A 23,125-nucleotide genomic window follows, 5' to 3' on the forward strand; every position below is an offset into this window, starting at 1 on the left:
CACCACCACGCTGCCGGCGGCCAGGCTGGCCAGCACGCCTTGCGGGCCGGCCACGACCTCGCGCACATCGTCATCGCGCCCCACGCACAGGCACACCAGCTGCGCGCCCTGGGCCGCCGCCTGCGGGCTGGCCGCCGCCTGGCCGCCCTGGGCCTGCGCCCAGGCTAGGGCTTTGGCGGCGCTGCGGTTGAACACCGTCACGCGATGACCGGCAGCCTGCAGATGGCCGGCCATCGGGCCGCCCATGGCGCCCAGGCCAATGAAGGCGATGTTCAGGTTCGACGGATTCATCACCGCGCGCCCCCGAGCTTCTGCTTCAGCTCCTGAGCCTCCTTGAACTGCGGGGCCAGCTTGAGCGCCTGGTCCACCGCCTCGCGGGCCTTGGCTAGGTCATCCAAGGCCTGGTGGGCCTGTGCCACGCGCAGCAGCAACAGAGGCTGGTTGGGCTGGGCCTTCAGGGACTTGCCCAGCAGTTCCAATGCCAGCTTGGGCTCCTTGCGGGCCAGATGCACAAAGGCCAGGGTGTCGACGTAGCTGGGCTGGTTGGGCTGCAGTTCGATGGCCCGGCGCGCCGAGCGCAGGGCTTCGTCGAGCTCGACCTTGCGCTCGGCGTTCATCCAGGCCAGGTTGTTCAGGGCCGGGTGGTACTTCGGATCGGCGCGCAGCGCCAGGCGGTAGGCCGCCTGGGCACCGTCGAGATCCTTGCGGGCGGCCTTGATCATGGCGATCTTGGTGTGGACAAGGGCGGCCGGCACGTCGGCCACGCTGAGCAGGCTCTGCAGCCCGTCGACGGCCTTGGCCGTCTGGTCGTTGGCCACCAGGGCATCGGCCAGCGCCATCTGCGCCGGCACGGACTTGCCATCGGTCTTGACGGCCTGCTGGGCATGGCGCAGCGCGGCACCACGGTCCCCCAGGCTTTGCGCAAGCTCGGCCGCGCCAATCCAGGGCTGGGCATTGCCCGGTAGCTCGGCCGCCGCCTTTTCGAGCGTCTTCAGGGCCTCAGGCCCGCGGTTCTGCCGCGCCTGGGCACGGGCCAGGCCCTGCCAGACGGTCCAGCCGGCTCCAGGCACCGTCAGGGCCTGCTTGAACACCGGCTCGGCCAGAGCCGGCTTGTTGGTATTGAGGTAGAGCTCGCCCAGATCCACCTGAGCCGGCAGGAAGCGCGGCTCCTCTTGCACCAGGGCCTTGAGCAGGGGTTCGGCTCGGGCGGTATCCCCCGTCATCAGGGCCAAGCGGGCCACGGCGAGGCGGGCCGGCAGGTGCTTGGGGTCGCGTTTCAGCCCTTCCTGCACCGAAGCCAGCGCAGCCTTGATGTCACCGCGCCGCAACGCCACGTCACCCAAGCCCACCCAAGGGGCGCCAGATTTGGCGTCCAACTGGGTCGCCTGCTTGAAGGCCGCTTCAGCGGCCTTCAGATCGCCCTGGCCGAGCGCCACGCGGCCAGCCTGCCACTGCTTGCGAGCCTCCGGCTGAGCCGGCTCGAAGGGATCTTGCCCGCCCGCTGCGCCCTGCTGGGGCGGCAACCGGGTTTCGATGATGGGGCCCGCCTGGGCCGAGAGCGAAAGCGCCAGCAGGATGCTGGCAAGAACGGCAGGGAGCGGACGCATGGGCAAGGCAGGTCGGCAGCAAAGCTGCAGATGATGCCTCAGAGCCCGTTCAAGGTCTCTTCGTGTTGCCCGCAGGACAGCCCGGGGCCGCCAACCAGGCTCAGACGATGGTCAGGTGTTCGGTACCCGAGCTCAAATCGCCACTGCGCGCGCGCTCGCTGTTGAGCTTGATGTTGAGTCGCAGATCATTGACCGAGTCGGCATTGCGCAGTGCGTCCTCATAGGTCACGCGGCCTGCCTCGTAGAGGTCGAACAGCGCCTGGTCAAAGGTCTGCATTCCGAGCTCGCGCGAGCGCTTCATCACGTCCTTGATGTCACCCACTTCGCCCTTGAAGATCAGCTCGGAGATCAGCGGCGTGTTGATGAGGATCTCCACCGCCGCCACACGACCCTTGCCCTCACGACGCGGCAACAGGCGCTGCGAAATCAGCGCCTTGAGGTTGAGCGACAGATCCATCAGCAGCTGGGTGCGCCGCTCTTCGGGGAAGAAGTTGATGATGCGGTCCAGCGCCTGGTTGGCGCTGTTGGCGTGCAGGGTGGCCATGCAGAGGTGGCCGGTCTCGGCGAAGGCCACGGCATGGTCCATCGTCTCGCGGTCACGGATCTCACCCATCAGGATCACGTCGGGCGCCTGGCGCAGCGTGTTCTTCAGCGCGGCATCCCAGCCGTCGGTGTCGATGCCGACCTCGCGCTGGGTGATGACGCAGTTCTTGTGCGGGTGCACGAACTCGACCGGATCCTCGATGGTGATGATGTGGCCGTAGCTGGTCTCGTTGCGGTGGTCGATCATGGCTGCGAGCGTCGTGCTCTTGCCCGAGCCGGTGCCGCCCACCAGGATGATCAGGCCGCGCTTGGTCTGCACCAGCTCGTTGAGGATGGGCGGCAGGTCCATGCTCGCCACCGTGGGCAAGGTGGCCGGGATGGTCCGCAGCACCAGTCCCACATTGCCCTGCTGGACGAAGGCATTGGCGCGGAAGCGGCCGATACCCTGCGGCGAGATCGCGAAGTTGCACTCCTTGGTGCGCTCGAACTCCGCGGTCTGCTTGTCGTTCATGATCGCCCGTGCCAGCTGGATGGTGTGCTGGCCGGTCAGCGGCTGCGGGCTGACCTTGGTGATCTTGCCGTCCACCTTGATGGCGGGGGGGAACTCGGCGGTCAGGAACAGGTCGGAGCCCTTGCGGCTGACCATCAGGCGCAGCAGGTCGTTGATGAATTTGGATGCCTGGTCGCGTTCCATAGTTCTCTAATCCTTTCACCAGCACTCCACGGGCCGGCTTGCATGCCGGCCCGCTTCGACCGGCGGCACCGAGTCCTAAGGACTCGGCTTGGTCCGGTCTCAGCCAGGGAAATTTTCCGGGAACTTGGCCTTGGCGCGGGCCTCGGCCGGGCTGATGACGTTGCGACGAACCAGATCGGTGAGGTTCTGGTCAAGCGTCTGCATGCCCTGGCCCTGGCCGGTTTGAATGGCCGAGTACATCTGGGCCACCTTGTTCTCGCGGATCAGGTTGCGGATGGCCGAGGTGCCGATCATGATCTCGTGCGCCGCCACGCGGCCGCTGCCGTCCTTGAGCTTGCACAGGGTCTGCGAGATCACCGCCACCAGGGATTCGGACAGCATCGCGCGCACCATTTCCTTTTCGGCCGCGGGGAACACGTCGACGATGCGGTCCACCGTCTTCGCCGCCGAAGAGGTGTGCAGGGTGCCGAAAACCAAGTGGCCGGTCTCGGCCGCGGTCAGCGCCAGGCGGATGGTTTCCAGGTCGCGCATTTCGCCAACGAGCACCGCGTCGGGGTCCTCGCGCAGCGCGCTGCGCAGTGCGTTGGCGAAGCTCAGCGTGTGCGGGCCCACCTCACGCTGGTTGATCAGGCACTTCTTGCTCTCATGCACGAACTCGATCGGATCCTCGATGGTGAGGATGTGGCCGTACTCGTTCTCGTTCAGGTGGTTGACCATGCCGGCCAGCGTGGTGGACTTGCCCGAGCCGGTCGGCCCCGTCACCAGCACCATGCCGCGGGGGCGCAACGCCAGGTCGGCGAACACCTTCGGGCAGCCGAGCTGTTCGAGCGTCAGGATCTTGCTCGGAATGGTTCGGAACACCGCGCCGGCACCGCGGTTCTGGTTGAAGGCATTGACGCGAAAACGCGCCAGGCCCTGGATCTCGAACGAGAAGTCGACTTCCAGCGTGTCCTCGTACACCTTGCGCTGGCTGTCGTTCATGATGTCGTACACCATGTCGTGCACGCCGCGGTGGTCGAGCGCCTCGACATTGATGCGGCGCACATCGCCATGCACCCGGATCATCGGCGGCAGGCCGGCCGAGAGGTGCAAATCCGAGGCCTTGTTCTTGACCGAGAACGCGAGCAGCTGGGTGATGTCCATGATGTGGGGCACAGAGTAGGCTGCGGACCATTATGGCGATCCCCCCCGAGCTTTCCGACCCCCGTTTTTCCGACCTGCCCGCGCGCTTGCAAACCGTGCATGCGCGCATGGATGAGGCCTGTGCGCTGTACGGTCGCCCCGCCGGCACCGTGCAGCTTCTCTGCGTGAGCAAGACGCAACCCGCCGCAGCCATCCGCGCGGCCCATGCGCTGGGCGAACGGCACTTTGGCGAGAACTATGTCCAGGAGGCGCTGGACAAGATGGCCGAGCTGGCCGACCTGCGCCCTCCTCCAATCTGGCACCTCATCGGCCCCCTGCAGGCCAACAAGACCCGCGTGGTGGCCGAGGCCTTCGACTGGGTGCACAGCGTGGACCGGCTGCGCATCGCCGAGCGCCTGAGCAGCCAGCGCCCGGCCGGCAGGGCTCCGCTGCAGGTCTGCCTGCAGGTCAACATCAGCGGCGAAGACAGCAAGCATGGTGTCAGCCCACAGGATTGCCTGGACCTTGCGCGCTCCGTGGCCACTCTGCCCCAGCTGCGCCTGCGAGGTCTGATGGCCATTCCGGCCCCCGCCGAAGGCATCGAGGCACAACGCCAGGCCCACCGCCACTTGGCCGCACTGATGCAAGCGCTCAACAACCAGGGCCTGCAACTCGACACCCTGAGCATGGGCATGAGTGCGGACTTGGAGGCCGCAGTGGCCGAAGGGGCGCACTGGCTGCGCATCGGCACGGCCCTGTTCGGCGCGCGCACGGGCTGACGGCAGGCTGTCGCTGTTGCCCGGCGGGCACAGCGCTCCCGAGTGCGCTCGCCACCCTCGCCCGGGCCGAGTACAAAGAGCACTTGGCCCCCATCCGGGGCGACTTGCCAGGAGCTTTCGATGCGTGTTCGTCGTGCCCGAGTGCTGCAGGAATGGATGGGGATGGGCCTGGCCCTCGCGCTGGCCACGCCGGCATTGGCGCAAGAGTTCAAGCTCACCGGCTTTGCCTCCTTGGTGGCAGGTCGCAGCAGTGGTGGCTGCGTGGCCACCGAAGCCATGGCGCCGCGCTACCAGGAAGCCTGCACGCGCAGCATTGCCGACTGGGGCCACGGCGCGGTCTACCGTGATGACTGGGAGCTCGACCAGGAAACCCGTGCCGGGCTGCAGGGCGAGTGGCGCCTGAGCAAGCAGCTCAGCGCCGTGGCCCAAGTCAGTGCCCGCACGTTAAAGAACCAGCACGCCAATCTGGAGTGGGCCTACCTCAGCTACAGCCCCACGCCGGAATGGAAGCTGCAACTCGGGCGCAAGCGCATCCCGCTCTACTACTACTCGGATTTTCAGGATGTGGGCTTTGCCTACAACACCGTGCGGCCCAGCCCCGATGTCTACGGCTGGGACGTCGTCAACTACAACGGTGCGAGCCTCAGCAACACGCGCAGCTTGGGTGACTGGACCCTGCGCGCCGAGATCTACACCGGCAGCGAAACCAGCCGCAAGAACCCCTACTACACGATCTTCATCGACGAGGAACAGGACGTGCGCTGGGGCGGCATCCGCGGCCTGTCAGCCGAACTGAGCCGCGACTGGTTCACCGGCCGCATCAGCTACACACGATCGAACTTCGGCGTGCGCGACCGCGCCAGCGGCGAACAGGCCGAGCTTTACAACGGCAGCACCCGCGCCAGCCAGAGCTTCCTCGGCCTGGTGCTGAACGGCGACTGGGACGAGTGGCAGTGGCGCAGCGAGTTCGGCAAGGCCTCGCGCATGGAAGCCGCCGGCTATGACGCGCGCTTCTGGCTCGCCACCCTGGGCCGCCAGTTCGGTCACTTCACCCTCACGGCCGGCGTGAGCCGCTACGCCGAGCGCAGCGACTTTGACCTCGACAGCTACGTCCCCGTGACCCTGAACACCCGCACCCTGGCGCTGCGCTACGACCTGCACAAGGGCGGCGCACTGAAGCTGCAGTGGGACCGGGTGCGCGACCGTAGCCCCAGCGCGCTGACCGGCGACAACCGCCTGATCAGCCTGGCCTACGACCTGGTGTTCTGAGGGAGGCCCGCCATGCTGCCACTCCGCCCCCTCATCTTTTCGCTCGGCCTGCTCGGCGGCGCCGCCGCGCAGGCCCAGGTGGTCGTCGTCGTCAACCCCAAGGCCGGGCTGGACAGTCTCAGCACCGAGCAGGTCGCCGCCTTCTTCCTCGGCAAATCGAGCAGCCTGCCCGGCGGCCTGAGCCAGGCCCTGGATCTGCCCGAGGCCAACGCCGCACGCGACCAGTTCTATGCCAAGGGCGCCGGCAAGTCGGCCAGCCAGGTCAAGGCCACCTGGGCGCGCCTGGCCTTCTCGGGCAAAGCAACACCGCCCAAGGAGCTCGCCAACGCGGCCGAAGTGAAGAAGTTCGTCGGTGCCCATGCCGACGCGGTGGGCTACATTGAAAAGGCTGCCGTCGACGGCAGCGTCAAGGTGGTGCTGACGATCGAGTGAGCGTTCGGCACGGCCAAGAAAAAAGGGCCCGCGCTGCGGGCCCTTTGCTTGCCTGAAAGAACGGCCGGAACCGGATCAGAACTCGTAGCGTGCCGTCACTTGCATGGCCCACTGCGACTCGCCCTTGTTCTGGCGCGTGATGAAGTCGTCCGGCGTCGTGACGTTGTAGACCATCTTGCCGTCGGCCGTCACGCCATTGAAGTTCACGAACCGGCGCGTCGAGGGGAAGTTGATCTCGTCGATACGACCCCAGCGACGGTTCAGCAGGTTGCCGAAGTTCAGGATGTCGAAGGACAGCGTGCCCTTGTGACCCTTGAAGAAGCTCGGCACTTCCTGGCTCAGGCGCAGGTCGAAGCTGTTGGTGAACCCAGCGAACGACCCATTGCGCTCGACCACGCGGCCCTTGGAATTGCGCAGTTCCTTGTTGGCATCGACCACGTCCCAGAAGCGCTGCTCCGGCGTGCGCCCGTTGACGGTGCTGCCCGTGAACACCACTTCGCCGGAATTGGCCGGGATGTACAGCAGGTCGTTCGCCGACACACCGTCGCCGTTCATGTCGTTGTTGAAGACCCAGCTATAGGGCTTGCCGCTACGGCCTTCGTAAGTCACGCCGAAGGTGGTCTTGAGGCTGCCGATCAGGGCCTTGGACCAGGACACGTTCGCGTTGAAGCGGTTCTGGATCAGGTAGTTCGAGTTCGACGCCGTGTTCTCGTTCTGGTTGTAGACCGCGCGGTTCAGCCAGCCCGAGTTCGATGTCGTCGACGTCAGCGGGCTGACCTCGGTGGCGCTGGTGCGGGTGTAGGCCGCGCTCCAGCTCAGACCCGGCATGGGGCGCTGCGACAGCGACAGGGTGAGCGCATTGCCGCCGCCCTTGTCGGTGCCGTCCAGCAGCAGCACGTTGGTGAAGCGCGCCAGGGCGTTGGCCTTGGTCACGCCGCGGCCGGCACAACCCGGGCGGGCCGCCGTGACAGGGGTGGTGCCACCGGTCCAGCAGTCGGCATCCAGGCCGTTGGCGCTCCAGTACATGTCACGACCATCCGGCGACTTGGCCACCACCGAACCCAGGTTCAGATGGCGGTAGTACAGGCTGTCCTTGACCTTGGTGTAGAGCCACTCGGCGCCGAAGGTCAGACCGGCCACCGGGAGCTCGGTGTCCCAGGCCAGGTTCATCTTCCAGACCGACGGCTGCTTCGCATCGGGCGACACGAAGTCGACCGCCGAGGCCGGCACCACGCCAGTGATGTCCGGCTGCTTGCTGGTGTCCTTGGTGAAGCGCAGATCGCTCGGGCAGATGTTGTTGCCGGTGGTCGAGCAGGCCGGGTTGTAGATCGCCACGCCGGTGTTCTGGAACGGGTTGGTGATCCACACCGTGGGGGCCGCGCCGCCGAACAGACCGAAGCCGCCACGCACCTGCGACTTGCGCTTCTCGACGGCGTCGAACGCGTAGTTGAAGCCGAAACGCGGCTGCACCAGCTTGTTGCCGTCCATGGTGCGGCTGTTGTCAAAGCCAAAGGTGGTGCTGGCGTCGGCGTTGCGGATCGGCGCGCCGTCGACCGTCAGGCGGTCGACGCGCACACCGGCGTTCAGCGTGAGCTTGCTGCTGACCGTCCAGGTGTCCTGCATGAACAGGCCGAGGTTGTTGACGCCGAAGTTGGCAGCACCGTCTTCCAGCGTCTTTCCGGCCAGCGGCAGCTGCACGCTGTACAGCGTCGGCGTGCCCGCCAGGAAGAGTGCAATCGGGTCCGAGCCGCGGAACTCGTACACGCCCTTGGAACCGCGCTGGAATGCATTGAAGACGTCGTTCTGCTCGGCATCGAAACCGGCCTTCAGCTCATGGTCGCCCATGAAGAGGTTGCCGGCGAAATAGCTGTTCGTGGTCTTGGTGGCCAAGCGGTTGAAGTGACGCGACTCCTCCTGACCGAAGCGCAGGGTGCGGTCGGGCTGGCCCGATGCCGTGTAGACCAAGCTGACCTGGGGCAGGTCGGCGTTGTTGTTGTGGACAGCCGAGTAGTCGCGCTGGCTGATCTTGAGTTCGGTCGTGAAGTCTTCGGTCCAGTCTGCGAACCACTGGGCGACCTTGGTCTCCAGGGTCTTGACTGTGGTGTAGAAGTGCGAGTCCAGCGCCAGGCTGTTGGCCGAGGTGGTGAAGGGGAAGATCGGGTCGGACTGTTCGGTCTTTGAGTAGCGGACGCTGGCGCGGTGCTTCTCGCTGATGTTCCAGTCGAGCTTCACCATCTTGTCCTCGACCGAGGTCAGGACGGCGCTCGGCTCCCAGGGCTTGCCAATTTCCATGCCGTACTTGCTGCTGGCGGCGGCCTGGGCGGCGGCGATTTGCTCGTTGGTGATGCCGGAACTGATCAGGCTGCTGCCCACGGGGCCGAAGGTCGGCGCATTGCGCGGGGTTTCCAGCTTCTCGTAGTTGGCGAAGAAGAACAGCTTGTCCTGGATGATCGGGCCGCCCAGCGTGAAGCCGTAGGTCTTGTCGCGCGAGGGAGGCGGATCGCTGTACACGCCGGTCGAGCGGTTGAAGCGCTTGCCCGACATGTTGGAGTCGCGATAGACGCCATACACGCTGCCGTGGAACTCGTTGGTGCCGGACTTGGTCACCGCATTGATGCTGGCGCCCGTGTAGCCCTGCTGGGTGACGTCGTAGTTGGACAGGCTGACCTGCACCGCCTGGATCGCGTCGATCGAGATCGGCTGCTTGATGGTCGGCAGGTTGTTGGCTTCCAGGCCGAAAGTGTCGTTGGTGCGGACGCCGTCGATCGTGACCGAGTTGTAGCGCGAGTTCTGGCCCACGGCCGAGATCTCGCCGCGCTCCTTGTCGGTCTGCGAGATGCGCGGGTCATTGCGCACATAGTCCTGCAGATTGCGCTGGATCGACGCGTAGGTCTCCAGATCCTGGCGGCCGATCTGCGTGCCGGCACCCATCGAGCCCGAACCGAACTTGCTGTTCGCTGCGGCGGAGCCGGTAACCACCACCTGCTCCAACTGCGTCTGCGCTGCTCCCAAGCGCAGGTCGACCATGGTGGTCTCGGCCAGCGCCAGGTACACCTCTTCCGTGACGGTCTTTTCACCGCCCTTGCTGACGGTCACCGTATAGGGTCCGCCCACGCGCAGGCCGCGCGAGGAATAGCGGCCTTCGGCGTCCGTGGTCAGGGTCACGACCGAACCCGACTCGCGGTGCAGCACGACCACGGTCGCACCCGCCACCGGCTTGCCATCGGGGGACACGACGCGGCCGCCGATGGCCGCCGTGGTGTTCTGGGCCATTGCAGGCGCCACGGCCACGATGGCCACCGCAGCCGCCAGCGCGGTGCGAGCAAAGAGGGACGTGCTCATCAGTACAAACTCCTAAGTAGAAACGCGTAGCCCAAGAAGCAATTCGGCCACCTGGTTGCCTGCAACCCGCGGGCACTGCGGGTTGAGGGCCGGCGGCCGGGAAGGGGAATCAATGCGGCCAATTGTTGGACGAGTTTTTGACCGTTTGGTAACAACCGGACGGTGGCAAACCCTAGACCGCGGCCATTCGCCTCTTTTTCACAACAGGCTGTGGCGCCAAAGCCGCAGGCCCCGCGCAAGGCTCAGCGCGGCCGGGCGCGCGCCAGCCATTGCACCAGCACGTACTCGTTGAACTTGAACACCAGATAGCCCAGCAGGCCCAGCATGGCCTGCAGGCACAGGCCTGCGAACTGCCACAGCCCGGCCTCGCGCACCGCATCCCAGCCATGCTCCGACAGGAAGCGCAGGTTCTGCAGCAGCACGCGCGCCAGGTCCAGGGTCACGCCGGCGAAGAGCAGGAAGCCCAGGGTCATGGCCAGAAAGCTGAGCAACGGATGGGCCAGCAGCCACAGGAAGAGTCGGCTTTCGGTGCGCGCCATCGGAGCCTCGCAAGAACGGTCAGATCACCGGCAGGGCAGTTTCGTACTTGACCTCGCGCAGCACCACATTGCTGCGCACGCTGGCCACGCCCGGCACCTTGAAGACCTGGGTCTGCAGGAACTGGTCGTAGGCCTTCATATCCGGCACCACCACCTTGATGACGTAGTCGGCCTCGCCGGTGATGCCATGGCACTCGATGATTTCGCGGCTGGCGCGCACCAGGGCCTCGAATTGCTCGACCGCCCCTTCGGAATGCCGCACCAGGCTGACATTGGCCAGCACGCAGATGGAGAGCCCGAGCTTCTCGCGATCCACCAGGGCGACATGGCGGCGGATCACGCCGCTCTCCTCCAGTTCCTTCACGCGCCGCCACACCGGCGTGGGCGAGAGGCCGACCTGGTCCGCCAGCGCCTGGGTGGAGAGGCGGGCGTCGCGCTGCAGGGCCTCCAGGATCAGGGCGGTGGCCCGGTCGAAACGTTCATTTGCCATCAGCGGCTCCTTTGAGAGAAATTCTCTCCAATTCAGGGCAAACCAGAGCGATTGAGCAAAGACTAATTGGGGCGCTTCTCGAAAAATCTCGCCCTCCGCGCCCCGCCCGAACGCCGCCATGTCCCTCGCCTCCGACACCCTGCGCCCCTACCAGCTCAGCGACAACCTCGCCGCCGACAGTGGCGCCGTCTTCCTGACCGGCACCCAGGCCCTGGTGCGCCTGCCCCTGATGCAAAAGAAGCTGGACGAGAAGGCTGGGTTGAACACCGCCGGCTTCGTCAGCGGCTACCGCGGCTCGCCTCTGGGCATGGTGGACCAGCAGATGTGGAAGGCGAAGAAGTTCCTGGCCACCGCGGATGTCGAGTTCCTGCCCGCCATCAACGAGGACCTGGCCGCCACCGCCTGCTTAGGCACCCAGCGCGCCGCGCTGGACCCGGAGCGCCGCGTCGAGGGCGTGTTCGCCATGTGGTACGGCAAGGGCCCGGGCGTGGACCGCGCGGGTGACGCGCTCAAGCATGGCAATGTGTACGGCAGCAGCGCGCAGGGCGGCGTGCTGGTGGTGTGCGGGGACGACCATGGTTGCGTCAGCTCCAGCATGCCGCACCAGAGCGACTTGGCCCTGCAGGCCTGGTTCATGCCGGTGCTGCACCCGGGCAATGTGGCCGAGTACCTGGAGTTCGGCCTGTATGGCTGGGCTCTCAGCCGCTTCAGCGGCAACTGGGTCGGCTTCAAGGCGATTTCGGAGGTGGTCGAGAGCGGCATGACGGTGGACCTGGATGCCGTGCCGATGGACTTCACCCTGCCGGTGGACTACCAACCCGCCACCAATCTGCACATCCGCTTGGTGGACCTGCCCTCGCTGGACCTGGAAAGCCGCCTCGCCCACAAGCTGGACGCGGTGCGGGCCTTTGCCAAGCTGAATTCCGTGGACAAGCACATCGTCGCCAGCCCGGCGGCCCGGCTTGGCATCGTCACGGTGGGCAAGGCGCATTACGACTTCATGGAGGTGCTGCGCCGCCTGGACCTGGACCCCAACGCCCTGGCCGCGGCCGGCGTGCGGGTCTACAAGGTCGGCTTGGTCTACCCGCTCGAAACCACGCGCATGGCGGAGTTCGCACACGGCCTGACCGACCTGCTGGTGATCGAGGAAAAGGCCCCGGTGGTGGAGCGGCAGATCAAGGACCTGCTGTTCCACCTGCCCGAGTTCCAGCGCCCGCGCGTGGTGGGCAAGACCGATGAGCAGGGCCGCAGGCTGCTGAGCGAGCTGGGCGAGCTGCGCCCCAGCCGCATCATGGCCGTGGTGGCCGAATGGCTGGCGCGCCTGAACCCGGCGCTGGACCGCCGCCACCTGGTGGTGGACTTCACCGCCCCGCAGGTGCTCTCCAACGCCGCCGACGCCACGCGTCGCCTGCCCTACTTCTGCTCAGGCTGCCCGCACAACAGCTCCACCAAGCTGCCCGAGGGCTCGCGGGCCTTGGCCGGCATCGGCTGCCACTTCATGGCCAACTGGATGGAGCGCAGCACCTCCGGCCTGGTGCAGATGGGCGCCGAGGGTGTGGACTGGGTGGCCCAGCAGCGCTTCAGCAAGGCGCCCCATGTGTTCCAGAACCTGGGCGATGGCACTTACTACCACTCGGGCTACCTGGCGATCCGCCAGGCCATCGCCGCCAAGGCCACGCTGACCTACAAGATCCTCTACAACGACGCGGTGGCGATGACGGGCGGCCAGCCGGTGGACGGCTCGACCAGCGTGCCGCAGATCGCGCGCCAGATCGAGGCCGAGGGCGTCAAGCGTCTGGCCATCGTCAGCGACGAGATCGACAAGTACGACGACCACCGCGCCCTCTTCCCGCCCGGCACCACCTTCCACGACCGCAGCGAGCTCGACGCCGTGCAGCGCGAGCTGCGCGAGATCAAGGGCGTCACCGCCCTGATCTACGACCAGACCTGCGCCGCCGAGAAGCGCCGCCGCCGCAAGAAGAAGGAGTTCCCGGACCCGCCGCGCCGGCTCTTCATCAACGAAGCGGTGTGCGAGGGCTGTGGCGACTGCGGCCAGGCCAGCAACTGCCTCTCCGTCGTCCCGGTCGAGACCGATTTGGGCCGCAAGCGCGCCATCGAGCAGACCAGCTGCAACAAGGACTTCAGCTGCGTCAACGGCTTCTGTCCGAGCTTCGTGTCCGTCAACGGTGCAGTGCTGAAGAAGCGCCAGGGCGCGGCCTTCACCGCCGCCGACCTGACGCGCGAGCTCAACGCCATCGGCGAGCCCGCCCCCTGGAACTGGACGGGCCCTTTCGACATGCTGGTGACCGGCGTGGGCGGCACCGGCGTGGTGACCGTGGGCGCGCTCATCACCATGGCCGCGCACCTGGAGCGCAAGAGCGCCTCGGTGCTGGACTTCATGGGCTTTGCGCAAAAGGGCGGCGCGGTGCTCTCCTTCGTGCGCGTGGCGCCCTCGCAAGACCTGCTGAACCAGGTGCGCATCGACACCCAGCAGGCCGACGTGCTGCTGGCCTGCGACCTGGTGGTGGGCGCCAGCAACGATGCGCTGCAGACCGTCAAGCCCGGCCGCACCGTGATCCTGGCCAACACCCACGAGCTGCCCACGGCCGCCTTCGTGCGCAACCCGGACGCCACCCTGCACGCCCACGAGTTGCTGGCGAAGATGAAGTTCGCGACCGGTGAGAAAGCCGAGCTGCTCAAGACCATCGACGCCCAGAACATCGCCCAGAAGCTGCTGGGCGACACCATGCCCAGCAACATCGTCATGCTGGGCGCGGCCTGGCAGGCCGGGCTGGTGCCGGTGAGCTTTGCCGCGCTGATGCGCGCCATCGAGCTCAACAACGTGGCCGTGGAGGCCAACAAGACCGCCTTCGCGCTGGGCCGCCTGGCCTACGCCGCACCGGCCGCGCTGGAGCACCTGGGCGGCGCCACGGTCGTCAAGCTCAGCCTGGCCAGCGACAAGCTGGACGGCGAGCAAGGCCTGATCGCGCGCCGCAAGGCGCTACTGACGGCCTATCAGGACGCCGCCTACGCCGAACGATACGAAGCCCTGGTGCGCAAGGTGCGCGAGGCCGAAGCCCGCCTGGGCGAGGCCGGCAAGCCCGAACGCCTGACCAAGGCGGTGGCGCGCTACTACGCCAAGCTGCTGGCCTACAAGGACGAGTACGAAGTGGCCCGCCTCTACACCGACGGCAGCTTCGAAAAGGCCCTGAAGGATCAGTTCGAGCGCTGGGACGGCCTGGACTTCCACATGGCCCCGCCCGTCTTCAGTAAGCCCGGCCCCGATGGGCGCGCCAAGAAGATGAAGTTCGGCGGCTGGATGTGGCGGGCCTTGGGCGTGCTGGCGCGTTTCAAGGGCCTGCGCGGCGGCGCGCTCGATGTGTTCGGCTACACCGCCGAGCGCCGCATGGAGCGCGAGCTGATCAGTGACTACGAGGCGCTGGTGGATTCTTTGCTCAAGGGCCTGAACCCCGAGCGCCTGGAGCTGGCCATCCAGCTCGCACGCCTGCCCGAGCGCATCCGCGGCTACGGCCATGTGAAGCACGCCAACGTGGAGACGGTGCGCAAGCAGTGGGCCGACATGCTCGGGCGCTACCAGGCCGCGCCGGTGCGCGCCGAGGCCCTCACTACTCCTTGACCCAACCCAAGCCCGCCGCGCTCTTGCGCTCGCCCTTTCGCCGCGAGCGCAGCACAGCGTCGAAGCCCTGGCGACCGCCGTTCAGCAGCGCGATGTAGAGCGCCGCCACATCGTCGCGGCTGAGGTCCTGCAGGTCGGGGCGGAACTGCTGCGTAGCAGCGGCCAGCAACTCGCGCGGCAGGCCCTGGTGGGTGGCGTGCAGCACCCACATGGCGCTGAAGAGATCGGGGAACTGCGCGCACAGCCACTGGACGCGCGGCAGCACCTCGGCGGGGCCGCCCTGGGCACCGGGCAGCAGCCAAGCCAGCTCGCGCGGGGCGAGTGCCTTGGCTTCGTCTGCATGGGCGCCAGGTTCGTCGTTCACCCTTATTCCAAGCCGCGCGGCGGCCCGGCGGTAAGCCAAGCCTCGATCTGCGCCTGCCGATCATTGCCCCAGAAGGGCTCGCCGTCCACCACCACGAAGGGCGCGCCGAACACGCCCGCCGCAATGGCCTGCTCGTTGGCCTGCTTCAGGGCGAGCTTCCACTGCGGGTCGTTCCAGGCGGCTTCGGCCGCCTCGGCGTCCAGGCCGGCCTCGGCACACAGGGCCTTCAGCGCGGCCGGGTCGCTCAAGTTCACGCCGCGGGCGAAGTAGGCGCGCAGGCCGGCACGGGCCCAGGCCACGGCCTGCGCCGGGTCTTGGGCCTTCAGCCACCAGAACACGCGTGCGGCGTTCTGGGTCGGGATCGGGAAGGGCTCGGGCATGCGCAAGGGCACGCCCGCAAAGGCGGCCGAGCGCGCCACGTCGCGGAACAGGTATTCGCGCTTCATCGGGAACTCGGCCGGCGGACGCAGGCCAGTCACCTGGAAAGTGGCTCCCAGCAGGATGGCGCGCCAGTTCACCGTGCGGCCATGGCGTGCGGCCACGGCCCCGATCCACTCGCTGGCGATGTAGGAGTAGGGGCTGGAAAAGTCGAAGTAGAAGTCGATGGCGGGTTTCATGGCGGGCACCGCGGAATCAGCAGCACAAGGGGCGAGCTTGTAACGCATTCGCCGCCACATGAAGCGGGGCTCGCCCAGCAGCCCCCAGGCGTGGCAGCATCGGCTTCCGCGCAGGAGGGATGATGGCGTCAAACCCCGTTCCAGCGATGCTTTGGCTGGTGGCTTTCCAGATTGGCCTGCACGCGCTGGCCTGGCTGGTGGCGGCCCGGCTGCTGCGTGAGGAGCGCCAGGCCCTGCTCAATTGGGCCGGCTTCAATGCGCTGCTGGCCCTTGGCCTGCTGCTGTGCGGCGCGCGCGACGGCGAACGGAGCTGGTGGGTCTACAACGGCGTCAACGTCCTCACCCTGCTGGGCTTCGGCCTGATGCGCCGTGGCGTCGAACAGTTCCTGCGCAGCGGCCGCAGCGATCTCCAGCAGGCCCTGCAGCTGGCCCCATGGCTGCTACCCCTGCTCCTGCTGCCCCCCAGCACCGAATGGGCCCACTGGCGCGTGCTGGCGGCCTTCGGCGGTCAGGCCTTCGTGATGGCCGTGACGGCCTGGAGCCTGGCCCGCCCCATGCACCGCGAGTTCGGCCGGTGGGCCCAGCTGGGCCTGGTGCTGCCCACCGCAGTGATTGCCGGCTTGAATGCCTCGGCCGCCTTGCGCCAGGTGGCGGCCTGGCCGGTGCCGCAGGAAATCCAGCTCGGCACCCAATTCAACCAGGGGCTGCTGTACGCCTATCTGGCCGGCACGGCCTGTTTTGGCGTCGGCTTCCTGGCCGTGGTGACGCAGCGCCTGACCCACCGCCTGCGCGAGGCCTCGCAGCGCGACGCCCTGACCGGCCTGCTGAACCGCCGCGCCCTGAGCGAGTACCTGGAAGCGCAGTGGCACCGCCACCTGCGCCGCCGCTACCCGCTGGCCCTGGTGATGGTGGATCTGGATCACTTCAAGCAGGTCAACGACAGCAACGGCCACGCCGCCGGCGATGCGGTGCTGCGCCGCACCGCCGAGCTCTTTCGTCAGCACCTGCGCCGCGAGGACCTGGTGGGCCGCATGGGCGGCGAGGAGTTCCTGATGGTGCTGCCCGACACCCCGCAGGACGCCGCCCTGGCCCTGGCCGAGCGCCTGCGCCAGCTGGCCCACGCGCAGGCGCTGGGCGTCAGCATGAGCCTGGGCCTGACCATGGCCAGCGTGGACGACGGCACGGCCGAAGAAGCCGTCAAACGCGCCGATGCGGCGCTCTACCGCGCCAAGGCGCAGGGCCGCGATCGCGTGGTGTGCATCGAGCCGCCGCCGGGCGGCTGAAGCCGGCAGAGCGTCAGAGCGCCAGGGCGCGCCCGATCAGGATCTTCTGCACCTCCGAGGTGCCTTCGTAGATCTGCGTCACGCGCACATCTCGGTAGATGCGCTCGACCGGGAAGTCGTTCACATAGCCATAGCCGCCCAGCACCTGGATGGCGGCCGAGCACACGCGCTCGGCCATCTCGCTGGCAAACAGTTTGGCCATGGCCGCCTCCTTCAGGCAGGGCCGGCCGGCGTCCTTCAGGCTGGCGGCGTGCCAGATGAGCTGGCGCGCCGCCTCCACCTGCGTGGCCATGTCGGCCAGCTTGAACTGAATGGCCTGGTGCTCAAAGATCGGCTGACCAAAGGCGATGCGCTCCTTGGCATAGGCCAGCGCGGCCTCCAGCGCCGCGCGCGCCATGCCCACCGACTGGCTGGCGATGCCGATGCGTCCGCCCTCCAAGCCGCTCAAGGCAATCTTCAAGCCCTGCCCCTCTTCGCCCAGGCGGTAGCGCACCGGGATGCGGCAGTTCTCGAACAGGATCTGGGCCGTGTCGCTGCTGTGCTGACCCATCTTGTCTTCGACGCGCGCCACGGTGTAGCCCGGGGTGTTGGTCGGCACCAGGAAGGCCGAGATGCCACGCTTGCCCGCCGCCTTGTCGGTCACCGCCATGACGATGGCGACATCGCCGTTCTTGCCGCTGGTGATGAACTGCTTGACGCCGTTCAGCACGTAGTCGTCGCCCTCGCGCACCGCCGTGGTCTTCAGGCCGCCGGCCTCGGAGCCCACATGCGGCTCGGTCAGGCAGAAGGCGCCCAGCATGTCGCCGCGCGCCAGGGGCTTCAAGAACTCCTGCTTCTGCTCCTCGTCAGCGAAGGCCATCAGGATGGAGCAAACCGGGCAGTTGTTGACGCTCACCACCGTCGAGGTGCCGCCGTCGCCGGCCGCGATCTCTTCGAGGATGACCGCCAGCGCCAGGTAGTCCAGCCCCGCGCCGTCGTACTCGGGCGGCACCGCCACGCCATAGCAGCCCAGCTGGGCCAGGCCCTTGAGCTGTTCGGCCGGGAACTGGTGGTTCTTGTCCCAGGCGGCGGCGTGGGGGGCAATTTCGGCCTGCACGAACGCGCGCACGGCGTCTTGAACGGCGAGATGGTCTTCGGAAAGGATCATGGTGGGGCTCTCTCAGCTGCGGGTCGCAGGCCAGTGGACCGGCATGTCCTTGGCCCCTTGTGAGCGCCAAGTCTGCAGGCTCCATCCGCCTTCGGGCGTGATTGTCAGGCGGCGCGCCAGTTCGCCCTGCAGCTGCGCACGCGCCCAGTCGGCGCGCGTGGCGGCGGGTTGGGCTTGCGCCTGCAGCCACAGGACGGTGGCCTGGCTGCTCAGCAGCAGATCGGCGGTGCGCTCGAAGTAGCCAGTCCAGGCAGGTTGGGCCACCGCCCACATCACGTGGGGAATGGTGTGGAACCAGGTCCAGCCGGTTTCCGCCGGTGTGGCCGCACGCACGGCAGCGGGCAGGGTTTCGAGCGGGTGCTGCTGTGCCAACGTGCGCAGGCGGCCCCAAAGCGTGATCGCCAGCTGCTGCTGGTAGTTCGGCTGCCAGCCCAAACCCTGCAGCGGGCAGGTCAGCCGGGCCCAGAGCCCGAGCGGCATCCCCTCGCTCTCGGCGCAGGGGGCCTGCGTGGCCATGTCCTCGATCAAGTTGCGCCCGAATTCGGCCTGGGCCCCGATCCAGCGCAACATGCCGGCCCGCCAGTCCTGTTCAGAGGCCTGGGCCAGGGTCGCCAGTTCGGGCCCGAGCTCGGGCCGGAGCTGGCCGATTTCGCGCAGCACCAGCAGCTGGTTGCCGGCCAGGGCGGTCGCGATCATCTGGCCGATCAAGGTGCGCGCGCCCTGTTGCACGGCGCGCCCCAGCCGGTCGGCCTGCTGCAACCATGGCAAGGCATCCCGGCCGGCGTCGGCGTGCTCAAAGGCCTGCAAGAGCAGGTGGTTGGAGCAGCTCACCAAGAGCTGGTACGGCGGCAAATCGGCGCTGGGCGTCACCCGCGTGGGCAAGGGCTCTTCGTACTGCAGTCGCGGCCGTTGATCCAGGGCTTCGCAGGCTGCAAAGAACTCGGCCGCACCCGCCTGGTTGCGCCAGGCCGGCAATTCGCGGCGCCAGGCGGTGCTGCAGTCCGGCTCGCACATGCGCAGATTGAAGCTGCGCGCCAGCGCCTTGGGCACCAGCAGCGCATGGTGCAGGTTGTCGGCCTCAGCCAAACGGTTCGGCCCCACGCGCAGTTCCGGCGGCCAGGAGGGCGGTTCGGCGTCACGGACGTTGCTGAGGACCCAGGCCCCCAGCACCAGGGCGCACAAAAGGAACAGGGCCAGCAGGCCGCCCGCCAGCCATTTCAGTGTCTTCATCATGCAGCGCTGCCTCCCCGCAGCTTGGGGTCTATGCCCCTTAGTCTTCTGAGGCGGCAGAGCGCATGGCCGCCAAGTCTTCATCAAACGCCGTGCACAGCACCACCCGGGTGCGCCCGCCCTGGCGGTGCAGGTTGTAGCCGGTGCTGAAGCGCTGCAGCAGCGAACCATCGGCGCGCGTCAGCGTCCAGCGCAGCAGGGCGAAGGCGTCGTGGGCGCCCATGGGCACGGCCTGCAGCACCTCGAAGGCGCAGTGGTCGAAACCCGCCTCGCGGTAGACGGCGCAGAGCTTGCGCATGTTCTCGACCATGGGTTCGTGCGTGGGCCACCAGGTGACGACCTCCCCGCTCGCGATGCCGCTCGGGCTGGCCCAGTGCGCCGCCACGGCGTCGCCGCTCAGGTCGTTGAAGGCGTCGGAGTAGGCCTTGAAGAAGGCCTCGATATCGTGCAGCTGCATGGGCTCACCAGGCCAGCGGCTTGCCGTCGAAGTTCAGGAAGTTGCCGTTGTCCTGCATGCCCAGGCGAGCCAGCACGGCGCGCATGCTGCTCACCACCTCGGCCGGGCTCAGCTCGGCCTGCGAGCCGCCCATGTCGGTCTTGACCCAGCCCGGGTGCAGGGCCACGCAGACGGCGCGGCCGCCGAAGGCAATGCTGGCGTCCTTCAGCACCGAGTTGGCGGCGGCCTTGCTGGCGCGGTAGAGCCAGCCATTGGGGCTGCGGCGCAGATTGATCGAGCCCATGCGGCTGGACAACAGCGCCAGCTTGGCGTTCTGCGCCAGGCAGTCGGTCAGCGCCGGCAGCACGCGCATGGGGCCCAGCACATTGGTGTGCATCACCAGATCGAACTCGGCCTGCGTGGGCGGGCTTGGGGCGGCGACATCGGCGCCGTACACGCCGGCATTGATGAGCAGCACGTCAAACTGCATGCCATCGAGCTGCCAGGCCAGGCCGGCGCAGCTCTTGGGGTCCAGCAGCTCCAGCTTCAGGGCCTTGGCACCCAGGGCCTTGAGCTTGTCGAGCGCGGCGTCGTCGCGCGCCGTGGCGGTGACCTGATGGCCCTCGGCCAGGTATTGGCGGACGAATTCGAGACCGATGCCGCGCGACGCGCCGATGACCAGCACTTGCATGTCGTGTTCCTTATTTGCCGACGTTGATCAGCGGCTGCGCGCCGCCACCCAGCAGCACGGTATTGCCCTGCTTGCTGGCGATGGCCAGCGCGGCGTCGCGCTGCAGCTCGGCCAGGCGGATTTCCTTCAGCGCCGGGGTCAGCGAGGAGGAAATGATCTGGTTGGCCTTGGCCTGGCCCTCGGCCTCGACGATCAGGCGCTCGGCCTCGGCCTTGGCCAGTTCGATTTCCTTGCGCTTCTTCTCGATCGCCTGGTCGGTCTCGGCACGCTGGCGGATCGCGGCCTCGATGGCCGGGTCAGTCAGCAGATTGCGCACGTTCACGGCGGTGACGACGAAGGCGCCCTTGTCGTTCGCGTCCAGCTCCTTCTGCAGGCCGCTGCGCACCAGCTCGGCCAGTTCCGAGCGGCGCGTGTGCATGGTGGTGGCCTCCAACTGGGCGATGGCCTTGTAGACGGCTTCGCGGGCCTCGCGCGAGACGCGGCTGTAGGCGATCACCAAGTCATTGGTACCGCCCTCGCGCACCATGTCCGAATGGCGCACCACATCACCCTGGTACTTGGTGAAGAGGCCGGGCACCGCGCCGGGGTTGACCTTGAAGTAGATGTCGATGTCGACGTCCTTCATGGTCAGGTTGTCGCGACTCTTGGGCGTCATGTCCTGCAGTTGGAAGCTCACCTCCTTGGCACTGAACTCGTCCACGGTCTTGAAGAGCGTGAAGTAGATGCCTGGCGGCAGGGCCTCGGGGCTGACCTTGCCCAGGGTGCGCTCGACGCCGACATTGCCGGTGTCGATCTGGGTGCAGGCGCTCAAGGCGGCAGCCAGGGCCAACAGCAAGGGGGTACGCAGCTTCATAGCAGTTTGAGCGCTTGAGAGTGATAGGCCAGCACCAGCAGGCCCAGCAACAGCAGGGCCAGGGCGAGGATGCGCAGGGCATGGCGGCCGGCACGCCGCAGCGTCCGGTGGCCGCCAAGCTGCCAGAGCCCGTAGGCAGCCAGCAGCAGGATGAAGAGCAGCAGCCAGTGCCGCATCAGGCGGGCTTGGCCAGGGCCAGGCGAGCCGCCAAAAAGGCGAACAGGCCCGCGCCACCCAGGTTCAGCGCCCGGCCGAGGCCCGGCCGCGTCGGCAGGCGGCGTGCCAGCGCCGCCAGGGCCACCAGGCCGAGCGAGAACAGCCCGCCCTGCACGATGAACCAGGCGCCCAGGGCCAGGAAGGCCAGGGTCTTGTGCGGAGCATCGGCCGCAATGAACTGCGGCAGCAGGGCCAGGAAGAACAGCGCCACCTTGGGGTTGAGCGCATTGGTCCAGAAACCCTGCCAGACCGTGCGCCCGAAGCCGGACGCCACGCTGGGCGGGGGGGCCTCGCCGGCTGCGCGCAACCCGGCGCGCGCCATGCCCCAGGCCACGTAGAGCAAATAGGCCGCACCGGCCCACTTCAGCAACGTGAAAGCCTCGGAGCTGGCGGCCAGCAGAGCCGCCAGGCCAAAGGCCGCCGCCAGGCTGTGCAGCACGCACCCGAGGCTGATGCCCAGCACCACCGCCGCGCCCTGGCGCCAGCCGCCCTTGAGGGTGCTGGCGATGGTGAGCGCCATGTCCACCCCCGGGGTGGCGTTGAGCAGGAAGACCGTGAGGGCGAACAGGCCCAGATCGTGCGTGCCCAGCATTTAGAGCATCTCGACGGCCAGGGCCGTGGCTTCGCCACCGCCGATGCACAGCGCCGCCATGCCGCGCTTGAGGCCGCGCTTCTTCAGCGCGCCCAGCAGGGTGACGACGATTCGCGCGCCGCTGGCGCCGATCGGGTGGCCCAGGGCCACAGCGCCGCCATGCACGTTGACGATCTCGTGCGGCAGCTTGAACTCGGCCATCGCGGCCATGGTGACGGCGGCAAAGGCCTCGTTCACTTCCCACAGGTTGACGCTCTTGGCGTCCCAGCCGGCTTTTTTGAGCGCCAGCTCGATGGCGCCGACCGGGGCGGTGGTGAACCACTCGGGCGCGCGGGCGTGCACGGCATGGGCGGCGATGCGGGCGATGGGCGTGAGGCCGCGCTTGGCGGCTTCGCTTTCGCGCATCAGCACCAGGGCGGCGGCGCCGTCGGAAATGCTGCTGCTCGTGGCGGCGGTGATGGCGCCGTCCTTCTTGAAGGCGGGCTTGAGCGTCGGGATCTTGTCCAGCTTGGCCTTGAAGGGCTGCTCGTCGTACTTGATGACGGTGTCGCCCTTGGGCGAACTGAGCGTGACCGGCGCCATTTCCCAGTCGAAGCTGCCATCTTCATTCGCAGCCTTGGCGCGCTGGGTGGAGGCGATGGCGAACTGGTCCATGGCCTCGCGCGTGAAGCTGTACTTGCCCACGCATTGCTCGGCAAACACGCCCATGGCCTTACCGCGCTCGTAGGCGTCTTCCAGGCCGTCCAGGGCCATGTGGTCGTACATCGCGGTCTGGCCGTACTTCACGCCCTTGCGCGCGAACATCAGGTGCGGGGCGTTGGTCATGCTCTCCATGCCGCCGGCCACCATCACATTGGCCGAACCAGCGGCCAGCATGTCGTGGGCAAACATCATGGCGCGCATGCCGGAGCCGCACATCTTGGACAGGGTCACGGCGCCAGCGGAATCAGGCAGGCCTGCCTTGCGCAGAGCCTGACGAGCCGGGGCCTGGCCCTGGCCGGCCATCAAACAGTTGCCGAACAGCACCTCGTCGACGGCGTCGCCCGGCACGCCAGCGCGCTCCACCGCGGCCTTGATGGCCACTGCGCCCAGCTCCCAGGCCGCCAGGCCGGCGAAATCACCCAGCAGGCCGCCAATGGGCGTGCGGGCAGCGGAAACGATGACGATGGGATCGGCGGACATGGTCGGGCTCCTGAGTGAGGGACAGCGAAGACCGCGATTCTGGCGCCGTTCCGCGCCCAA

General features: G+C 67.6%; 22 protein-coding genes. 5 read left to right on the plus strand and 17 right to left on the minus strand.

Features of this window, described 5'->3' with window-relative positions; genetic code table 11:
* From ACE3QP_RS20075 to ACE3QP_RS20090, 4 genes are all read right to left on the minus strand, one after another.
* Window positions 1–291 (minus strand): NAD(P)-binding domain-containing protein (locus tag ACE3QP_RS20075; protein ID WP_374438598.1); only part of this gene is annotated, 291 nt, incomplete at its 3' end.
* On the minus strand, window positions 291–1,607 hold the full coding sequence (locus ACE3QP_RS20080) for a tetratricopeptide repeat protein (RefSeq protein ID WP_374438600.1): 1,317 nt from the start codon (window positions 1,605–1,607) through the stop codon (window positions 291–293). The genes ACE3QP_RS20075 and ACE3QP_RS20080, both read right to left, overlap by 1 nt.
* Window positions 1,608–1,707: 100 nt before the next feature.
* Window positions 1,708–2,844: a PilT/PilU family type 4a pilus ATPase gene (locus ACE3QP_RS20085; RefSeq protein WP_374438602.1), complete on the minus strand. Its 1,137-nt coding sequence runs from the start codon at window positions 2,842–2,844 to the stop codon at window positions 1,708–1,710.
* Between the two features lie 99 nt (window positions 2,845–2,943).
* A complete protein-coding gene (locus ACE3QP_RS20090) occupies window positions 2,944–3,987 on the minus strand; it encodes a type IV pilus twitching motility protein PilT (protein WP_374438604.1) in 1,044 nt (347 codons plus the stop codon).
* A 32-nt stretch (window positions 3,988–4,019) separates the two neighbouring features.
* Here ACE3QP_RS20090 and ACE3QP_RS20095 point away from each other — a divergent pair, with 32 nt between their 5' ends.
* The 3 genes from ACE3QP_RS20095 to ACE3QP_RS20105 all read left to right on the plus strand — a co-directional run bounded on the left by ACE3QP_RS20095 (window position 4,020) and on the right by ACE3QP_RS20105 (window position 6,446).
* Window positions 4,020–4,745 carry a YggS family pyridoxal phosphate-dependent enzyme gene (locus ACE3QP_RS20095; protein ID WP_374438606.1) on the plus strand — a complete coding sequence of 242 codons (726 nt, stop codon included), beginning with the start codon at window positions 4,020–4,022 and terminating at the stop codon, window positions 4,743–4,745.
* Between the two features lie 120 nt (window positions 4,746–4,865).
* Entirely contained in the window at window positions 4,866–6,014 is a 1,149-nt protein-coding gene (locus ACE3QP_RS20100; protein WP_374438608.1) for a hypothetical protein, read from the plus strand.
* A 12-nt stretch (window positions 6,015–6,026) separates the two neighbouring features.
* Window positions 6,027–6,446 carry a hypothetical protein gene (locus ACE3QP_RS20105; RefSeq protein WP_374438609.1) on the plus strand — a complete coding sequence of 140 codons (420 nt, stop codon included), beginning with the start codon at window positions 6,027–6,029 and terminating at the stop codon, window positions 6,444–6,446.
* A 75-nt stretch (window positions 6,447–6,521) separates the two neighbouring features.
* Here ACE3QP_RS20105 and ACE3QP_RS20110 read toward each other — a convergent pair whose 3' ends face one another.
* The 3 genes from ACE3QP_RS20110 to ACE3QP_RS20120 form a co-directional block, all read right to left on the minus strand.
* A complete protein-coding gene (locus ACE3QP_RS20110; protein ID WP_374438611.1) occupies window positions 6,522–9,788 on the minus strand; it encodes a TonB-dependent receptor domain-containing protein in 3,267 nt (1,088 codons plus the stop codon).
* Window positions 9,789–10,030: 242 nt separating this feature from the next.
* Window positions 10,031–10,327 carry a hypothetical protein gene (locus ACE3QP_RS20115; protein WP_374438613.1) on the minus strand — a complete coding sequence of 99 codons (297 nt, stop codon included), beginning with the start codon at window positions 10,325–10,327 and terminating at the stop codon, window positions 10,031–10,033.
* A gap of 19 nt (window positions 10,328–10,346) precedes the next feature.
* A complete protein-coding gene (locus ACE3QP_RS20120; protein ID WP_374438614.1) occupies window positions 10,347–10,817 on the minus strand; it encodes an Lrp/AsnC family transcriptional regulator in 471 nt (156 codons plus the stop codon).
* Between the two features lie 118 nt (window positions 10,818–10,935).
* On the opposite strand from ACE3QP_RS20120, the gene ACE3QP_RS20125 reads away from it, so the two are divergent.
* The gene (locus ACE3QP_RS20125) at window positions 10,936–14,454 is read left to right on the plus strand and encodes an indolepyruvate ferredoxin oxidoreductase family protein (protein WP_374438615.1); all 3,519 of its coding nucleotides are present in this window, start codon (window positions 10,936–10,938) and stop codon (window positions 14,452–14,454) included.
* Here ACE3QP_RS20125 and ACE3QP_RS20130 read toward each other — a convergent pair.
* Both ACE3QP_RS20130 and ACE3QP_RS20135 read right to left on the minus strand, forming a co-directional pair.
* Entirely contained in the window at window positions 14,444–14,818 is a 375-nt protein-coding gene (locus tag ACE3QP_RS20130; RefSeq protein WP_374438617.1) for a hypothetical protein, read from the minus strand. The two genes, ACE3QP_RS20125 and ACE3QP_RS20130, sit on opposite strands and share 11 nt — an antisense overlap.
* A 2-nt stretch (window positions 14,819–14,820) precedes the next feature.
* Complete coding sequence (locus tag ACE3QP_RS20135; protein WP_374438618.1) at window positions 14,821–15,435, minus strand: 2-hydroxychromene-2-carboxylate isomerase; 615 nt, start codon at window positions 15,433–15,435, stop codon at window positions 14,821–14,823.
* Window positions 15,436–15,581: 146 nt separating this feature from the next.
* Here ACE3QP_RS20135 and ACE3QP_RS20140 point away from each other — a divergent pair, with 146 nt between their 5' ends.
* Entirely contained in the window at window positions 15,582–16,718 is a 1,137-nt protein-coding gene (locus tag ACE3QP_RS20140) for a diguanylate cyclase (protein ID WP_374438619.1), read from the plus strand.
* Window positions 16,719–16,731: 13 nt separating this feature from the next.
* Here the strand turns inward: ACE3QP_RS20140 and ACE3QP_RS20145 are convergent, their stop codons facing one another.
* The 8 genes from ACE3QP_RS20145 to ACE3QP_RS20180 are packed head-to-tail and all read right to left on the minus strand — an operon-like array spanning window position 16,732 to window position 23,065.
* A complete protein-coding gene (locus ACE3QP_RS20145; protein ID WP_374438621.1) occupies window positions 16,732–17,865 on the minus strand; it encodes an acyl-CoA dehydrogenase family protein in 1,134 nt (377 codons plus the stop codon).
* A 12-nt stretch (window positions 17,866–17,877) separates the two neighbouring features.
* A complete protein-coding gene (locus tag ACE3QP_RS20150; RefSeq protein ID WP_374438623.1) occupies window positions 17,878–19,098 on the minus strand; it encodes a hypothetical protein in 1,221 nt (406 codons plus the stop codon).
* 37 nt (window positions 19,099–19,135) lie between these two features.
* Window positions 19,136–19,552, minus strand: coding sequence for a hypothetical protein (locus ACE3QP_RS20155; protein ID WP_374438625.1), 417 nt, complete (start codon window positions 19,550–19,552; stop codon window positions 19,136–19,138).
* 4 nt (window positions 19,553–19,556) lie between these two features.
* A complete protein-coding gene (locus tag ACE3QP_RS20160) occupies window positions 19,557–20,222 on the minus strand; it encodes an SDR family oxidoreductase (RefSeq protein WP_374438627.1) in 666 nt (221 codons plus the stop codon).
* A gap of 10 nt (window positions 20,223–20,232) precedes the next feature.
* The gene (locus ACE3QP_RS20165) at window positions 20,233–21,075 is read right to left on the minus strand and encodes an SPFH domain-containing protein (RefSeq protein ID WP_374438629.1); all 843 of its coding nucleotides are present in this window, start codon (window positions 21,073–21,075) and stop codon (window positions 20,233–20,235) included.
* Entirely contained in the window at window positions 21,072–21,251 is a 180-nt protein-coding gene (locus tag ACE3QP_RS20170) for a hypothetical protein (protein WP_374438630.1), read from the minus strand. Before ACE3QP_RS20170 ends, ACE3QP_RS20165 begins: the two co-directional genes overlap by 4 nt.
* Window positions 21,251–21,883, minus strand: a complete 633-nt coding sequence (locus ACE3QP_RS20175) for a LysE family translocator (protein WP_374438632.1) — start codon at window positions 21,881–21,883, stop codon at window positions 21,251–21,253. Before ACE3QP_RS20175 ends, ACE3QP_RS20170 begins: the two co-directional genes overlap by 1 nt.
* A complete protein-coding gene (locus ACE3QP_RS20180) occupies window positions 21,884–23,065 on the minus strand; it encodes an acetyl-CoA C-acyltransferase (protein WP_374438634.1) in 1,182 nt (393 codons plus the stop codon).
* Window positions 23,066–23,125 lie beyond the last annotated feature (60 nt).

Origin of the sequence: Inhella sp. (assembly GCF_041912635.1) — a bacterium.
In the GTDB taxonomy this organism is placed as follows: Bacteria; Pseudomonadota; Gammaproteobacteria; order Burkholderiales; family Burkholderiaceae_C; genus Inhella.